Genomic DNA, 14,538 nt, shown 5'->3' on the forward strand with positions numbered 1-14,538 from the left:
TGTCCTATGCCGCCCCTAACGAGTGTCTTGCTGGTCGATGACGACCCCACCACCAACTTTCTCAACAAGCTGTTACTAACCCGCATGGGCGTGGCCGAGCAGGTGCTCGTGGCCGAGAACGGTGAGCAGGCCCTGCGCACGCTCGACCAGACCTGTAAGGCGGCTGAAAACGCAACGTGTCCGCGGCTCATCCTGCTGGACATGAATATGCCCGTGCTCAACGGGCTGGCCTTTTTGGAAGCTTACGCGCAGATGCCCCTGGCCCACCGGCAAGCCACTGTCATCGTCATGCTCACCACCTCCCTACACCCGGTGGACCTGGCCCACGCCCAGCAGTTGCCCATCGCCGGCTTTCTCAGCAAACCGCTGACCCAGGAAAAGGTCACCGTTCTGCTCCAAAAGCACTTTACCCAGTGAACTTCCTAAGCAGCAGTGCTGCGGGCGGTCATTTTCAGGAGTCACGGCTTGTTTTAAGGGCAATTAGCCCGGTGAATACAGCCAGTCGGTTCGGTTCCCTCAGATTCCCACAGTGCTTAACCCGGCCTTACCTAACAATTGGATAAAAGGGACAAAAAGAAGGCTAGTCCTGTTTGGCCCTGCCTTCTTTTTATGCCTTAACATAAAATTAGTGGCTGTTGCAGAACTCCACCTAGGGCTCGTACGCAGATACCGCTAGTCAAATCAGGCGAGTAAATCGGCCGTAATCGCACCTTATTTGCGTCTTTGTAAGGGCGACGACCAGCTTTTAAATGAACTGGAGAGTTCTGCAACAGCCACGTGTTTTATATCCCCGACCTTAGAATCAGTGTGAGTTTTGACCTTTCTCATGCAGTGACTGATATAGAATTTTATCTAGGTTAGGAGGGGAGTTCTGGTAGCATCAGCTAGTTTATTAGGCTCATGCAACCCTTATAGTTAAGTAGTACTCATCTTGACCCTGGTCAAGTGGTTAGCTTCTTTCTACCCTCCCACCCGGCTCCTTATGAAATACCTATTCGCCTTCTTTTTCGTCGCGTTCGCGAGTGGTCTAGCTGGTTGTCAGCAGACCGACAGCGCACCCAAGGGGCCCCTAACTGCCTCTTTTCAACTCCTCAACGAGCAAGGCCAAGATGCCACGGTGTTCCCGCAAGGGCAGAACGTCATCTTCCGCTTTGAGATAGTTAACACGTCGGACCAAGATGTCTTCGTAAAAAATCCTGTATTCGATACGCGAGATTTTCTGGAAGTATTTAGCACGGCCGAAAAACAACAGGTATCGCTAGGTAAGCCATACTCTGGCATTTTCTGCTATTACGTCGGGGGATACGTGATTCCAGCGCATAAAGCGATTACGTGTACTATTCCCTGGGTGGACGCAACTGCTTATCCGCTCAGCTTCCCGTTCTGTGGCCACGCCCCGACTACGTACCTGCCCATCGGGCACTACCGCACGGCGTTCAGTCCCGCCGTAACCTGGAATTTCTCGGGGCAAGGCCCTACGGCCGCAACCACGACGAACTTCCCGGCCGTGGCGTGTGAATTTGAGGTGACTGGACGATAAAAGAATGTTTTTTACGTGCTGGAAACGATGGACTACAATTTATAAAGAAAGCTCAGCCTTTGCAGGTCAGAAAGGTACAGTGGCTGTTGCGGAACTCCTGCCTTATTCTTGCTTCCCGTTGCCAAGCTGATGGGAATACTCCCAGTGGCGTAGCGCCGCCTCTTCCACGCTATTATGGCCACCGCCTGGGCGTAGCGTACCCCCTGCGACCCTACAAGCTTAGCACTTAGGGCGCACAAAGACGTGTTACCTGCTTAATTTACTGGCATGTTAAGACCCTGGATTACTTGCTGCGGCTGGTTATGGCTGCTGGCTGGGCTGGTGCTGGCAGGCCGGGCCGAGGCCCAGACGGCCCCCGTTGCCCACTGGGCCTCCTCCTGGGGCACGGCTGGCGACGACCGCCACACCCATATCGCCCGTGATGGGGTGGGCAACGCCTTCACCGCCGGCTGGACACAACCCGCCCCAGCGCAGCCCCTACGCCTGAACGTGTTGAAACACGATGCGCAGGGACAGCAGCTGTGGGCTCAGCAATGGTCCTGTGCGGGCGGCACCATCGAGCCCTGGGGCATCGCCGTGGATGGCAGCGGCAACGTGTGGGTGGCTGGTCTCTTTGGTGAAGCCTACTGGGGCACGCCAGGGGTAGCGCATACCGTCACGTTCGGAACTACCACCCTGACGGCCACTAACCGTTCATCGGAAATATTCCTGGTAAAGTTTGACCCCGCCGGCCAGGTGCTCTGGGCGCGGCAGACGCAGTCGGCCTTCAAGAGTATCTGCTCGGGCCTGGCCGTCGACGCCGCGGGCAACGCCTACCTCACGGGTACAACGGACCAGAATGCCCGCTTTGGCGCGCTCACCGTTAGTACCAGTGGCAACGGGCAACTGGCGTTCGTGGCGCGCTACGATGCCCAGGGCGACGCCAAGTGGGTGCAGGCCGTAGGTAACGGCGAGTTGAACAAGATAGCCGTGGATGCCGCCGGCACCTGCTGCCTGGCCGGGGCCGCCCACACCTCCTTCACGCTAGGTGGTGTGCCCATTACGGCGGTATTCGGCGGTGCCCCGACGGGCTTCCTGGCTCGCTTGGATGCGCAGGGCCAGGTGCTGTGGGCGCGTCAATTGCCAAGCCCCGCGGCTCTGTTGGCCGTGACCCCCAGTGGGGCCATCTGGACGGCCCAGCAGATTACGGCTCCCGTGACGTACGGGAGCCAAGCATTTGTGCCGGTGGGCCGCGACGACGTGCTGTGCCTGAGCTTCTCGGCGCAGGGGGCTTACCAATGGGGCAGACAGTTTGGGGGGGGCACCACCACGATTGGTAACAGCGACTCGCCCCTTGCTGTGACGGTCGACGCGGCCGGTAACAGTTACTTCGTGCTGGGTCTGCTAGGGTTGATTACACTGACGCAACCCAGCGGGCTGACGAACTACACGCAATTTTTAGTGTCGCTCTCGCCAACTGGTACCACCCGCTGGGCACGCTCGATGCTCGCTGGCGGTGCGCAGGCCGTGACGGTGGCCGCTGCCGATGACCTGTGGGTGGCCGGCGCGGCCTATTCCCCCGTAAGGTTCGATGGCATCAACCTGACGTGCCAAGGGCCGTCCGATGGGTATACCGCCCGATTGGGCGACCCATTGTCGGCCCCGACGCCTACTCCCCCGACGCCTACTCCCCCGACGCCTACTCCCCCGACGCCTACTCCCCCGACGCCTACTTCCCCGACGCCGGGGACGGTTTTCATTCCCAACGTTTTCACGCCCAACGGCGATGGTCACAACGACACGTTCGCGCCTGCCAATCTGCCGGCTGGCGCATGGCAATTGCATATCTACTCCCGGTGGGGGCGGCTAGTTTACCAGACGGCGAACTATCAGTCCGATTGGTCGGCCGAGGGCCTGGCAGCTGGGCTATACTACTACCGGCTGGAGGCCACTGGTCAGCTGCCTTATCAGGGCTGGGTAGAGGTAGTGCGTTGACATTACCTGGTCGCTTTTGGCACTTATTAAGACCTCTGCATGCCTGATATCTATAATAACGCGACTTACCTGGCTAATGATCCGACTTGGCACGAAGAGGATGCTCCTTTCAAAACCGAGCGAATTCTAACGCTTCTTCACCGAAATGCGCTTTCCCTGAATACCGTGTGTGAGGTAGGGTGTGGTAGCGGCCAAATGCTTGTGCAACTGGCAAAGAAGCTTCCTGCTACTACCCGTTTTACCGACTTTAATATCTCCTAGGATGCTATGGCCATTGCCAAACCGAAGGAAACGGACCACATCCGCTTTGAACTAGCGGATATCACCCACCAGGCAACGGAGTCTTATAATATGCTATTGGTTATCGATGTGCTTGAGCACTTAGACAACTACTTTGAGTTTTTGCGCGGTATCCTGCCGAAGGCGCACTACACTATTTTCCATATTTCATTGGACATGAGCGTATGGTCGTTGTTTCGGGAGCAGATGCTGCTTGAATTGAAGGCACGAGTAGGCCACATTTACAACTTCACAGAGGACTTTATTCTAAGCGTCTTATCTGACTACGGCTTCCGTCTTGTTGACAAACCCTTCTATCTTTTTGTCTCCGGAAATGAAGTGGCTGCTGGTTCTACCATTACTGCTGGTACAACCAGTAATCTGTCTTGGATGGAATATAACTGCTTCACTGCAAGCTACAAAAGCTCAATACGAGCCCAAAAGCAGACGAATTGCGCTAACCTGCCAAATAATCAATGGAGATTCTGCAGTGCCAATCTTTTAAAAGAATGCTTCGCTCAAATCCGATTGCTGTCGTTATTCCTTAGAATGCTCACCTTCTAGCGCCACCGCCGCAGTTATACTATTACCCAGCCTAATATAGGCGTTTCTACGCTACTGGGGGACAACAATCTTCTCTCGCCGGAGCTTGAAGAGGCGTGTCACGTTTTCTAAAAGAACGGTTAACAAACGTCTTACGGCACCGCGGGCCTGAATTGGTTGGTTACCCCTCTAATAATTTAATAATCAGTTCTTTTTTGGAGGCAACTAATTGTGCACGTAAAGTCCTTTCATATCTAGTTACTTTATTGTTTATAAGCTTATTAACTGGTAGCCGCAGTACTTCAAAAAGTCCCTCATCCGCCTTTTTAGAGTTGCTGTTGGCCAAGACAGCGACGACCTTTAGTGTGCTGTTTCCTCCATCCCTGCTTCGCTTGTATGACCAGTCTTTTATCGCTACTCCCTCGTTGGTTTTGGGCAGTCCTTGGGCCTCTGCGCGCCGCTAGCTGCTTCCTATACTTGTCCGCCGTGGTGGTCAGCGTGACCCTTTCCGGTTGTCAGAAAGAAGACGTCTGTGATGGCAGTTGCATCGAAGTGTACGGGCGCGTCGGGTCGGCCGCAAATTCAACTGTTCCCTTGCCCGGCGCGTCCATTCAACTCAGTTGGGTTGAGAGCGGAAATTCCTTTTTTCCCAAACCCCCTATTGTTCTTAAAGAGGTTGCCAGCGATGCCGAAGGGCGGTATTCCATCAAGTTCACACCAACGGCAGCCATGCAAAACGGAGGTCGGTATCGCCTGTTATACTCCAAAATTGGGTACGGTGACGAATCGCTGGGGACTTCTAGCACGCGAGCGTACGAGACGAGTCTGCAGTTGGTGGCCGGCAGCCGCAACGAGAAAAATCTACACCTGCCTCTGCGTGGCGAACAACTGCGCCTGCTGATTACAGGCTTCCCCGGTGCCTCAGCAGCTAATGGAACCTACTTGACGGTGTATTCTGGCCAAGGCGGACCAGGAAATGTGGTTACTGGCAGCGACCTGCGATTTTACGACACGGCAACGGGTAAGGATGCGGCAAGCAGAAGTGACCTGACAGACGTTACCTGTCGCCCGGCCGCCAATGAATACGCACAGGTGCAGCTCTACAAAAAGAAAGCCGGGGTCACCATCCTGCTTCAGGACAGCATTTATTGCCCATTGAACGTGCCAGTTACCTATACGCATGCCTTTTGAACCAGCAACGCGTTCACAGCATCTACTACTGAGGAGCCAATTGACAGCCCTTCCTGACCACAGTACTAGGTGTTCTAGCAAGTAGTGATTATTCTAAACCGCTAGCTTAGGTCAGGAAGGTGCGCCCATACTGAGGCCCCCTTCAATGTGTGCTAAGAGCTAGCCTATGGGGCGTCTTATCAGCTCAAGAAGTAGGGTCTGATCAACAGTAGGAGACCGGTACTTTCTGAGCCAGCAGAGGCGTTTGAAAACCCCTCTCGCAAAACGGCCCCTAAAACCAGCGTTTTCGGGGCCTTTGGCGTGGGTAGGATTCACGTTTGAGAACCAGTAGTTTTGGGAGGAGCATTTGCAGCCTGCCTATTATTCAACGACGAGCCGGACGGCGGCGTCACCGCACCGCACCAGATACGCGCCAGCAGGCAAGCCACGCAAGTTGAGGACAACTGTGGAGGCTCGTGCGGGAAGCAGGGCCGTGCAGATCAAACGACCCAACGCATCCAGCACGACGACTGGGCGCGCTTGCGAGGCCGGCGCCAGGGTTAACGAGGCGTTGTTCGCGGCTGGGTTTGGGTAAAGTACCAACCTAGGGGTGGGTGTTGCATTCCCCACACTGGTGACCAAGTTTGGGTGGTAGACACCGAAAGCATAACTGACCTTGGTATTGAAACCCACCGCGTTGAAGATGCCGCCCACGACGACCTTACCGTTGTTTGCCGTTGCTAGCGCCCAAACGGCGCCATTGAGCCCGTTGCCCAAAGATTCCCAAACAGTGCCATTCCACTTGCCTATAAAGCGGGGGAGCCCCCCGCCAATCCGGTTAAACTCGCCCCCAGCGTATACGTTCGGTCCCTCTACTACCAAGGCACGAACCATATCGTCAACCCCGGGACCCAAAGGGCTCCAAACCGTACCGTTCCACTTAGCCACATTGCGGGCGGCCACCCCACCCGCTGTACTGAAACTGCCAGCTACATAAACGTTGGTACCCGACACAGCCACGGCGAGTACTTCACCGTTGAGAAGGCCCGTACTGAGGCTGCTCCAAGAGCCGTCTTCCCACTTGGCTATGCGGTTCGCGGCCACCCCACCGGCCGTGGTGAAGGCCCCACCGGCGTACACACTTGTGCCGGTCACCGCCAGGGCGTGCACGGGGCTGTTTAGCCCTGCGCCTAAGGCACTCCAGGCCGCCCCGTCCCATTTAGCCACGTAATTGGCCGGTGCTCCGCCGGCCTGGGTGAACCAGCCACCAACGTAAACGGCCGAGCCCGACACCGCTAGGGCTTCGACAGGACTGTGCCCAAACACGGCGCCAATGCCCAAGCCTAAGGGGCTCCAGGCTGCTCCGTCCCATTTGGCTACATAATTGGCGGGCGCTCCGCCGGCCTGGGTGAACCAGCCACCAACAAATAAATCACCGTTGAGGGCTACTGCCAAGGCGTGTACTGAACCGTTTAGCCCCGCGCCTAAGGCGCTCCAGGTGGTGCCGTTCCATTTGGCTACGCAGTTGGCGGCCACCTTACCAGCCTGAGCAAACTCGCCGCCTACGTAAACATCGGTGCCCGACACGGCCACGGCTCGGATACTGCCCCCTAAGCCCGTGCCTAGCGCTTCCCAAGCCGTACCATCCCACCGGGCTAGATTCCGGGCGCAGACTCCCCCAGCGGAATTGAAACTGCCAGAGACGTACACCGCCGTCCCGTTTGTAGCTAGCGTGGTTACGGGGGTGGTGGCTGCTAATGCGGAGGCAGAGCCCAAGGGACTCCAAGCCGAACCATTCCACTTGGCTACCCCGTTCGCTGGCCTCCCCCCGGCCGTCGCGAAAAGGCCGCCCGCGTACACGTCCCCATTACTTGCCACGACCAAGGCCTCAATGCTGGCCGTGGCGTTCACGTCGTCAGTAAACACTGGGCCCAGCCTGTTCCAAGTAGTACCGTTCCACTTGGCTACCCCTGCACCGCCATTGGTATAGCCGCCCACATAGACGTCCCCGTTCGGACCCACTGTCAACACCTGGACGGATAGGTACTGCCCGTTATTCATGTCGTTCCACGCTGTGCCGTTCCACTGGGCTACGCCGTAAACGGGGACACCGCCTGCTCTGGTAAAGCTTCCACCTACGTACACACTCCCATTGCCCGACACGGCCAAGGTAACGACATCGTCGTTCACGCCCGTGTCCAGCGGGCTCCAAGCTGTGCCGTTCCATTTGGCCACGTGGTTGGCTGGCATGCCCCCAGCCTGTGTGAATGCCCCCCCAACGTACAGGTCCCCACTGGACGACAGGGCCAGTGCGTCCACGCGGTTGTTCGGTCCGGTCCCCAAGCTGCTCCACGCCGTGCCGTTCCACTTGGCTAAACAAAAGGCTGATACCCCACCGGCCCGAATGAATAGCCCGCCCGCGTACACGTCTGAGCCACGTACGGCCAGCGCTCGTACGCCACCGCTCCCGTTGGCACCCCTACTCACCCCCTCCCCCAGGCTGCTCCACGTGCTGCCGTTCCACTTAGCTATCCCGTTGGCTATCACATTTCCCGCCACTACAAAATTCCCTCCGACGTACACGTCGCTGCCACTAGTTGCCACGGCATACACCGGCTCGTCAGTACCGGGCATGAAGAACCCATCCTGCCACTGCTCGTCCCCTGCTCCCATAACACCCGCCGGGCGGAACAATGGTTTACCACTGGGAGACATGCGCATTCGATAACCGGCGGCGTTAAATGAACCGTTGGCACCGGCCCGTAGCGAGCCATCCTGGTTCAGAGCTTGTGCAAGTGAGGGCGTAGTACCTCCCCCCATTTTCGCTGGCGGGTAGGTAAAGGCCCAAGCTGATTGCATGCACAGCCAAGTCAAGAAGAAGAAAAATGCTTTGCTACCCACCCACTGGTGGAGACTGGCATAAGGAATAAAGTTATTCATATATCATTTTGCATTTACTGGTATAAACATTCGCCATGTAAGCTGGAACGTTGTAAAATAAAGCAAATCAGCGCTTATGGTACTTCAGAACCTCGGATGTCGCCATAAACAGGTCTTCATTGTGTTTGCCTTACATCAAACCAATGTGTGTGGGACTGTTGCTCGAATATCAATCCTATACCCGCTACCGGCGCCGAAAACACCGTTTCTCGAGGACTTCCGGGGAGGGTTTTCGAACGCTTACTTACTCCCCGGAATAAGGTCCTTTTTTGGAGGGCGGAGTCCCGCCGTAAGGGGCGGTTCAGCAAAACGAGGATTATTTTAGCAAGGGGAACCGTATTCACTCGTCATTGCATGCCCTTTCGACTGCTCCTGTTCTGCTTGCTTCTACCTGGCCTTAGCTGGGGGCAAACCCGTGTCGATGATTTGCTAGAAGCGGGCTTTCAAGCACGTGGGCGCAAAGCCATTCGCCTCTTCACGCGGGCAATCGCGCAAGACTCTACCAGTGCCAGAGCCTATTGGCGTCGGGGGGACGAATACTACCGCCTAAAAAAGTATCCCCTCGCCTTAGTTGATTTGAACAAGTCCTTGCAAGAAGATTCTGCATTTAGCTACGGACAGGTCATTTCCGACCGCGGGCAGACGCACGAAATGATGGGCAATTATGCCGCCGCCATTAAGGACTTTACCCGCGCCATCGCGTATGCCGCCGCCGAAGATCCCAACCTGCTGCAAGGGTTGGAACAGTACTATTACCATCGAGGCAGAACCAAACTCAAGGACCGCGATACGACTTTCGCGCTTATTGACTTAGACAGCGCCTTACGTCATTATCCGAAGCATTACGAAGCCCGGACGCTGCGCGCCCGGGTCTATTGCCAGCAAGGCAAATACCAGGCGGCGTTGGCGGAGTATGCCTACCTGTTTGAGAAAGCCTACCCCGGCCTAGACTTTCGTCTGGAGGCAGAATCGGCCGCGGACTTTTATTACCGCGGCAGGGCGAAGCAGCAGGTCGGCGATAGCACTTGGCGTCGTGATGCCGCTATCGCCAAGCGGTTTTGTTACTATCCTGGCAAGTCCATTTACCAAAAAGGGGGCACGGGGTACTAATAAGGAAAAAGATGATTCCGTACAGCACCACTTCTCCGCTTCGCTATTGCTGACACCCCTTATTTCAGGTTGTTGACACCCATCTTCTTTCCAGGGAGAACCAGAATGGCTATTGTTCACCAAAACGGTCATTTTACTGAACTGCTAGCGCTTTGTTCCGGAACCTACTGTTTTCCAAATGACTTACTTACCCACGCCAACGACCCTGAAATCACAGTCTGCGGGGTCGCTTTGGGAGAGGGTTTTTCGAACGTCACGAGCAGCAAGCTTAGGTAGCCAAGCGTAACAGCGTTTTAGAAGCGGTAGTCGGTCGCTTACGGCATGTAAGGGGTGATTTGCTTGCTTTGATCACCGTTTCGCTGTCCGTGGGACCCACTTGGTGAAGATAGGGGAGGCGCAAGGGACCCGGGAGGTAAACAAACCTTGCTCATACGCCTGCTGATGTAGCTGGGGCAAGTGCTTAAACCGCTTGAGTTCTTGTCTATTAACCCGCCTCACCGACATAAAATCATAACTAGAAGCTAGCAGCAGAATCACTTCCAAGTGTGAACAGTCTGCGCTCAGGGTGACGGTGGTCCGTTCTAGGCCGACCGCTGTGAATAGGAGTGTGTTGGTGTTAACAGGAACGTCCGTCTGGAAATAACCCGCCCGGTCCGTCGTCCCGATGAAGGTCGTATCCCGCACGTAAATGGTCGCCCCCGGAACCCCTTCCAAGCGGTCGTCGAGGAGCCGACCGGTAAGGGTCTTGGTGGGCTGTGCACGGGCGGTCCCCAGAGAGAAGACCACCGCCAAAAGAGGTGAGAAGGCGTTCAGGTAGCTCATCAACGGCGACAAGTAGCGTGTAGGGTAGTCAGGAAAGGGTGGCCAATGTAAGGCTTCAGCTGCGCCAGAGAGGTACACCTGGAGAGGCTCAAAAAGTACCTCGCCGACGTGCTGGCTCAGAAAGTCCACCGCATGTGCGTTTCCAGCGCGTGGCGGGGGGTGGGCAAGTCGAAAATCGGTGGCTCAACAAGGTGCGCCTTTCGGGACCTAGCTGGCCTTCGCGCTGTCTAACGAATTGTACCACCTCATTCCCACCTTACCCGCCTATTGAATTGCGCAAAAAGTTAAAGCACTGCTTCGTATCCAGATTGACGTAGATATTGAAATACGCTTTGCCACCATCTTCTACTTCTACTTCCATGACCTTCCAATTATAAGGAACTGAATGCGCTTTAGGAAAGGCATTAATCCAGACTACTCGTTGGCCATCCGCCGTGTTCAAGCCTTTGTATTGGCGCATGTAAAAGGATAACGGATGAATAGCGTCTGGAAAACTTTGTAGAGAGGAATCTTTGAAGTACTTCATCTTATACCAGTACCAGCTCATGCGTCCCTGCTGGCTACAGCGCGCCAGAATACGTTCGGCTTCCTCTACTTCAGTCGGGCTTAAGGTACGAGCAGTCAACCCATATGGCCTTGGTTGGTGCCCGGGGTCATTTAGCAGTACGCCCGTATACTGCGCAGTTGTAAGTACTACATTCTGAGAGTGCGCAACTTGGACAAGCTGATAAGACGGGCGCTGTGGTACGCATGTGCTATGCGGCGCCCCTTGGCCTAGCAAGTGTACCGGGGCGCTAAAGCCGAATAGTAAGGCGGTGGGTAGCCAAAGCTTCATGCTACCAAGTTACTAAGAATTGCAGTACAGCTAGCAACCAATCTAGCTCTGAAAAAATACCTCAACATTAGATAACATTATCTCACTCTTTTACTCTAGTTTGTTGAAATAAGTCCGCACCTGACAGGCTGAGTCATTTCTTAGACGTTGGTTCAATAAACGTTATATGGCACACGCCTCTTATTTATATATTTACTAAATAACAGAATATTTAAAAACACGTAAATGGATAGTAAAAACATCGTGATTCTCTTATCACTATCTCTTACTTGTGCATGCACTCATACATGTGAAGAAGGAAACAAAGAGTTTCTTGCATTAGAACCTTGCAACATTGTTATTACTGAAAATAAAAGTGCAGGCAGAAGCATTAATATTAAAGGATATAATCCCAATACGAACAGCATTGTCAAATACAACCAAACAAAAGGCTTGTTAATATTTGTCTATGAAGCTATAGCCATAGGAGACACTCTCTTAAAGCCTGAAACAAGTAATTGGTTTCTGTTGAAAAAACATAATTTTAATATAAAATTTTATTCTAAATGTGGAAGCAGTGGAGAATATTTAGGAGTGGTACAGGATACTATCAGTAAATGCAATAAATGAAAATAATATTAATTTAAAATAACTATATATTAGAATATATTACAATTTAAATAAAATAGATAAACAACCCCTCATTCGATTAAAAGGCCCTCCTATTTTTATTCAATTACATAATATATCTACCCGGACAAACCTCGGAAAAATGGTGGTTTTTGGCTTCGTACAGGGGCATAGCCAGTATAGTATTTTAATAAGGCAAAGCATCAATACTGACTATTCTAAGACGCATACTTATGGGGCATTTCACGAAGCAGTAATTAAGGGGCTACTGGTGGACATCTTCACGAAACGTCCTCATCGGGCATGTACAAGGTGACTGTTGGCAAATCTGGATTTTGAATATCAGCCATCAGATAGTAGCGTCTATCATCTTCAGAATACAAATACCTGGTTAGCAAGCCTTCTTGCACCAATTCCTGTAAAATTTGCGCCACTTGTTCGCTACTTGTGAGTAAGGAATAATTCGCCTGTATGGCTGGGTTGCTTTGCAGGAAATAAAACAGGAACCAAGGGTCGATGCCAGTGCAGCCCCCTTCTTGGGCGTAGTCGAAGTCAACCGTAAAAGCTGGTGTTGTAAGCAGGCAACCAGCGCCATGGAAGCTATAGTGCACTTGCTTCAACTCGTCTAAATACCCCGCCCAAACCCCTGGGCGTTCTTGCTGCATCTGGAAGCCCTTTTCTTGTTCTGACTTAGCATTCAATAAGGCGACGGCCTGATAGACGGCGGCTTGATACGTGTGAATTAAGCTCACTACTTGCTGTTTAGCTGACGGCATTGGAAAAGACGATGAGCAGTTGCTTAAATAATCGTTTACAAGAACTGACGAGTTTTTTTACATTCTAGAAACCACGGACTACTATTTGTAAAGAAAGCTGAGCCTGTGCGGCCCAGAAAGGCCCGCATTGCTGAGCCCCCTAGTCTGTCTGCCGTCTCTAGACGATACCTACCTATTTAAGAAAACAGGACCCAATTCGCTCACTTGTGCGCACAAGTGAGCGAATTGGGTCCTGTTTTACCGATTGACAGCCCTTTTACTTGTTCTAAGAGGCACTAGGCAAACGCTGCATGTTGAACATAATCCACGTTCTCGGACTAGCCTTTGATGCTGCACCCGATTGGTTTAGCAAGTACTGGATCTATCTTAACCGCCTGCGCATTTTGCTCAAACTACCCCCGCTCGGCTAAGGACAGCTAGGTTGAGATGGTCTTTCCTTACTGGTAGCTGGCCGGTACAGTCGCTCGTTTTGCTATGGTAGCTACCACCTCTTGTTTTATCAGCGGCACCGCCACCTTTCTAACTAATGTGGTAGTTCTGCTTCTTTTCCCACCGCTTGGGTTACTAACGGCTATCCTAGCCCCCGGCTTTGTGTTCGGCGTTGTGTTGCTGGAGGGTAAGCAGGCTGCATCCAACGTTAGCAAGCTAAGTTTTCTGCTTTTCGCTGGTGGCTTGTTTGTAGCGGCGGCATTCTGTGTGACGGGGCACTCGTTTTCCTGGCAACAACAACCTGCGACCTTTCCCCTGGTGAGCGTAGCGGGAGCAGTTGGGTTGCTCCTTGTTTATAAGGTGCTGCTCGATAAAGCTATTTCCCTGCCTAAGGGTATTCCGCTGGTGGTCGGTGCGAGCCTGTTGGCGGCGGTCGTTCCCGCGATAGCCCTGGGTTCCAGTTCTGGGTTAGAACGGTGGAGTAACATTGTAGGTGTCTCTAGTATCTACCTCACTTGGCAAACGCTGTTTGGGTGGGTGCTACACCAGGCACGAGTTCCAGCCTTTGTCGATACCCACCTTCTTCCAACGTCTGACACACCCAGCCCGCGTATTTGAGAAGAGGGCATGCTAGTTGGAACGGCGAGTAGTCAGGCAGCCTTTTTGACCGAAGTGGAAGATCTACCTGGTAACAGCTGGGATACCTTCTACTTGGCCAGGTGCATTCATGCGCTAGGTAGGCAGCTCCACTTTCACAGTCCTTAAAGGAACGACTAAAGCCTGTGAAAAATAGCTTGCAAAACTGCTGCGCAGATTTCCGCCTAGTGCTGCCAATCTGAGCACCTACTTAGGTAGCTACTTTGGGACCTAGGTAGGTACCTACCTAGGTCCCAAAGTAGCTATCAAGTAATAGTTTAGGCAGACTCTGTAAAGCATTGCCTATCATCTATAGTAAGAGTTATAGAATTTAGAAATTACGTGTCAGCTCCTTGCGCCAGCTATGTGGTAGTCTTGCTTCGGGGTGAGACAGCCCCGAAAGTAGCTGTTAGGGGGCTTGCTGTGAGGCGGCGGGCGGGTAGCGAGGGCCGTTTGGGCCCGCAGTAAGGGAGTCAAAGCCTGTTTTGAGCCGGGAGACTCCCACGTACCAGCTAGCAAGCATAGGCGAGACCAAGTAGCCCGCCTAAAAAGCAGCCCTACTTTTCCGCCCTAACTGCCCACCTACTTTACTAGCTAAGATACTAGTTGAAAGCTAGTTACAAGAGAGAAAAGTGGACCTACTTGGGGACCTACTTTAGCCCGAAAGTAGCCTTCGAATATTAGCGTAGCTGTTACCCTTAACAAATTGATTGTTAGCAACAAGAGCAAAATGAGTAAGCGGACCTAGAGCGGCATACCACTAGCTGGCTGGGTGTACACCCGGCAAAAGCAGGCAAAAGAGTACCTACTCGGGGACCTACTTCATAGGGTAGCGTATTGCTACTGAATAAGTTGCACAAGAGAAAAAAGACACC

Annotated in this window: 12 protein-coding genes; 8 read left to right on the plus strand and 4 right to left on the minus strand. The window is 53.4% G+C overall.

Annotated features, from left to right (window positions below):
• Positions 1–6 precede the first annotated feature (6 nt).
• The 5 genes from ACFSDX_RS24065 to ACFSDX_RS24085 all read left to right on the plus strand — a co-directional run bounded on the left by ACFSDX_RS24065 (position 7) and on the right by ACFSDX_RS24085 (position 5,527).
• Positions 7–417 carry a response regulator gene (locus ACFSDX_RS24065; protein WP_382318352.1) on the plus strand — a complete coding sequence of 137 codons (411 nt, stop codon included), beginning with the start codon at positions 7–9 and terminating at the stop codon, positions 415–417.
• A 565-nt stretch (positions 418–982) separates the two neighbouring features.
• Positions 983–1,540, plus strand: coding sequence for a hypothetical protein (locus tag ACFSDX_RS24070; RefSeq protein WP_382318354.1), 558 nt, complete (start codon positions 983–985; stop codon positions 1,538–1,540).
• A 267-nt stretch (positions 1,541–1,807) separates the two neighbouring features.
• Positions 1,808–3,514, plus strand: coding sequence for a T9SS type B sorting domain-containing protein (locus ACFSDX_RS24075; protein ID WP_382318356.1), 1,707 nt, complete (start codon positions 1,808–1,810; stop codon positions 3,512–3,514).
• A gap of 267 nt (positions 3,515–3,781) precedes the next feature.
• Positions 3,782–4,357, plus strand: coding sequence for a hypothetical protein (locus ACFSDX_RS24080; RefSeq protein WP_382318357.1), 576 nt, complete (start codon positions 3,782–3,784; stop codon positions 4,355–4,357).
• Between the two features lie 456 nt (positions 4,358–4,813).
• A complete protein-coding gene (locus ACFSDX_RS24085; protein WP_382318359.1) occupies positions 4,814–5,527 on the plus strand; it encodes a carboxypeptidase-like regulatory domain-containing protein in 714 nt (237 codons plus the stop codon).
• 360 nt (positions 5,528–5,887) lie between these two features.
• Here ACFSDX_RS24085 and ACFSDX_RS24090 read toward each other — a convergent pair whose 3' ends face one another.
• Entirely contained in the window at positions 5,888–7,093 is a 1,206-nt protein-coding gene (locus ACFSDX_RS24090; RefSeq protein ID WP_382318361.1) for a T9SS type A sorting domain-containing protein, read from the minus strand.
• Between the two features lie 1,707 nt (positions 7,094–8,800).
• Here ACFSDX_RS24090 and ACFSDX_RS24095 point away from each other — a divergent pair.
• The gene (locus ACFSDX_RS24095; protein ID WP_382318363.1) at positions 8,801–9,556 is read left to right on the plus strand and encodes a tetratricopeptide repeat protein; all 756 of its coding nucleotides are present in this window, start codon (positions 8,801–8,803) and stop codon (positions 9,554–9,556) included.
• Positions 9,557–9,904: 348 nt separating this feature from the next.
• On the opposite strand, the gene ACFSDX_RS24100 is transcribed toward ACFSDX_RS24095, so the two are convergent.
• On the minus strand, positions 9,905–10,378 hold the full coding sequence (locus ACFSDX_RS24100; RefSeq protein ID WP_382318365.1) for a carboxypeptidase-like regulatory domain-containing protein: 474 nt from the start codon (positions 10,376–10,378) through the stop codon (positions 9,905–9,907).
• Positions 10,379–10,634: 256 nt separating this feature from the next.
• A complete protein-coding gene (locus ACFSDX_RS24105) occupies positions 10,635–11,003 on the minus strand; it encodes a hypothetical protein (protein ID WP_382318367.1) in 369 nt (122 codons plus the stop codon).
• 435 nt (positions 11,004–11,438) lie between these two features.
• Here ACFSDX_RS24105 and ACFSDX_RS24110 point away from each other — a divergent pair, with 435 nt between their 5' ends.
• Positions 11,439–11,822, plus strand: coding sequence for a hypothetical protein (locus ACFSDX_RS24110; protein WP_382318369.1), 384 nt, complete (start codon positions 11,439–11,441; stop codon positions 11,820–11,822).
• A gap of 281 nt (positions 11,823–12,103) precedes the next feature.
• On the opposite strand, the gene ACFSDX_RS24115 is transcribed toward ACFSDX_RS24110, so the two are convergent.
• Positions 12,104–12,598 carry a DUF6896 domain-containing protein gene (locus ACFSDX_RS24115; RefSeq protein WP_382318371.1) on the minus strand — a complete coding sequence of 165 codons (495 nt, stop codon included), beginning with the start codon at positions 12,596–12,598 and terminating at the stop codon, positions 12,104–12,106.
• Positions 12,599–13,072: 474 nt separating this feature from the next.
• Between ACFSDX_RS24115 and ACFSDX_RS24120 the strand changes: the two genes are divergently transcribed.
• Positions 13,073–13,645 carry a hypothetical protein gene (locus tag ACFSDX_RS24120; RefSeq protein WP_382318373.1) on the plus strand — a complete coding sequence of 191 codons (573 nt, stop codon included), beginning with the start codon at positions 13,073–13,075 and terminating at the stop codon, positions 13,643–13,645.
• Positions 13,646–14,538 lie beyond the last annotated feature (893 nt).

It is taken from the genome of Hymenobacter bucti (assembly GCF_042681145.1).
Taxonomy (GTDB): domain Bacteria; phylum Bacteroidota; class Bacteroidia; order Cytophagales; family Hymenobacteraceae; genus Hymenobacter; species Hymenobacter bucti.

What these genes read in the sequence shown, in the direction of transcription:
- ACFSDX_RS24110 (WP_382318369.1), top strand. Translation starts at nt 11,439, where the DNA reads ATGGATAGTAAAAACATCGTGATTCTCTTATCACTATCTCTTACTTGT.
- ACFSDX_RS24120 (WP_382318373.1), top strand. Translation starts at nt 13,073, where the DNA reads ATGGTAGCTACCACCTCTTGTTTTATCAGCGGCACCGCCACCTTTCTA.
- ACFSDX_RS24065 (WP_382318352.1), top strand. Translation starts at nt 7, where the DNA reads ATGCCGCCCCTAACGAGTGTCTTGCTGGTCGATGACGACCCCACCACC.
- ACFSDX_RS24070 (WP_382318354.1), top strand. Translation starts at nt 983, where the DNA reads ATGAAATACCTATTCGCCTTCTTTTTCGTCGCGTTCGCGAGTGGTCTA.
- ACFSDX_RS24095 (WP_382318363.1), top strand. Translation starts at nt 8,801, where the DNA reads ATGCCCTTTCGACTGCTCCTGTTCTGCTTGCTTCTACCTGGCCTTAGC.
- ACFSDX_RS24080 (WP_382318357.1), top strand. Translation starts at nt 3,782, where the DNA reads ATGGCCATTGCCAAACCGAAGGAAACGGACCACATCCGCTTTGAACTA.
- ACFSDX_RS24115 (WP_382318371.1), bottom strand. Translation starts at nt 12,598, where the DNA reads ATGCCGTCAGCTAAACAGCAAGTAGTGAGCTTAATTCACACGTATCAA.
- ACFSDX_RS24075 (WP_382318356.1), top strand. Translation starts at nt 1,808, where the DNA reads ATGTTAAGACCCTGGATTACTTGCTGCGGCTGGTTATGGCTGCTGGCT.
- ACFSDX_RS24100 (WP_382318365.1), bottom strand. Translation starts at nt 10,378, where the DNA reads ATGAGCTACCTGAACGCCTTCTCACCTCTTTTGGCGGTGGTCTTCTCT.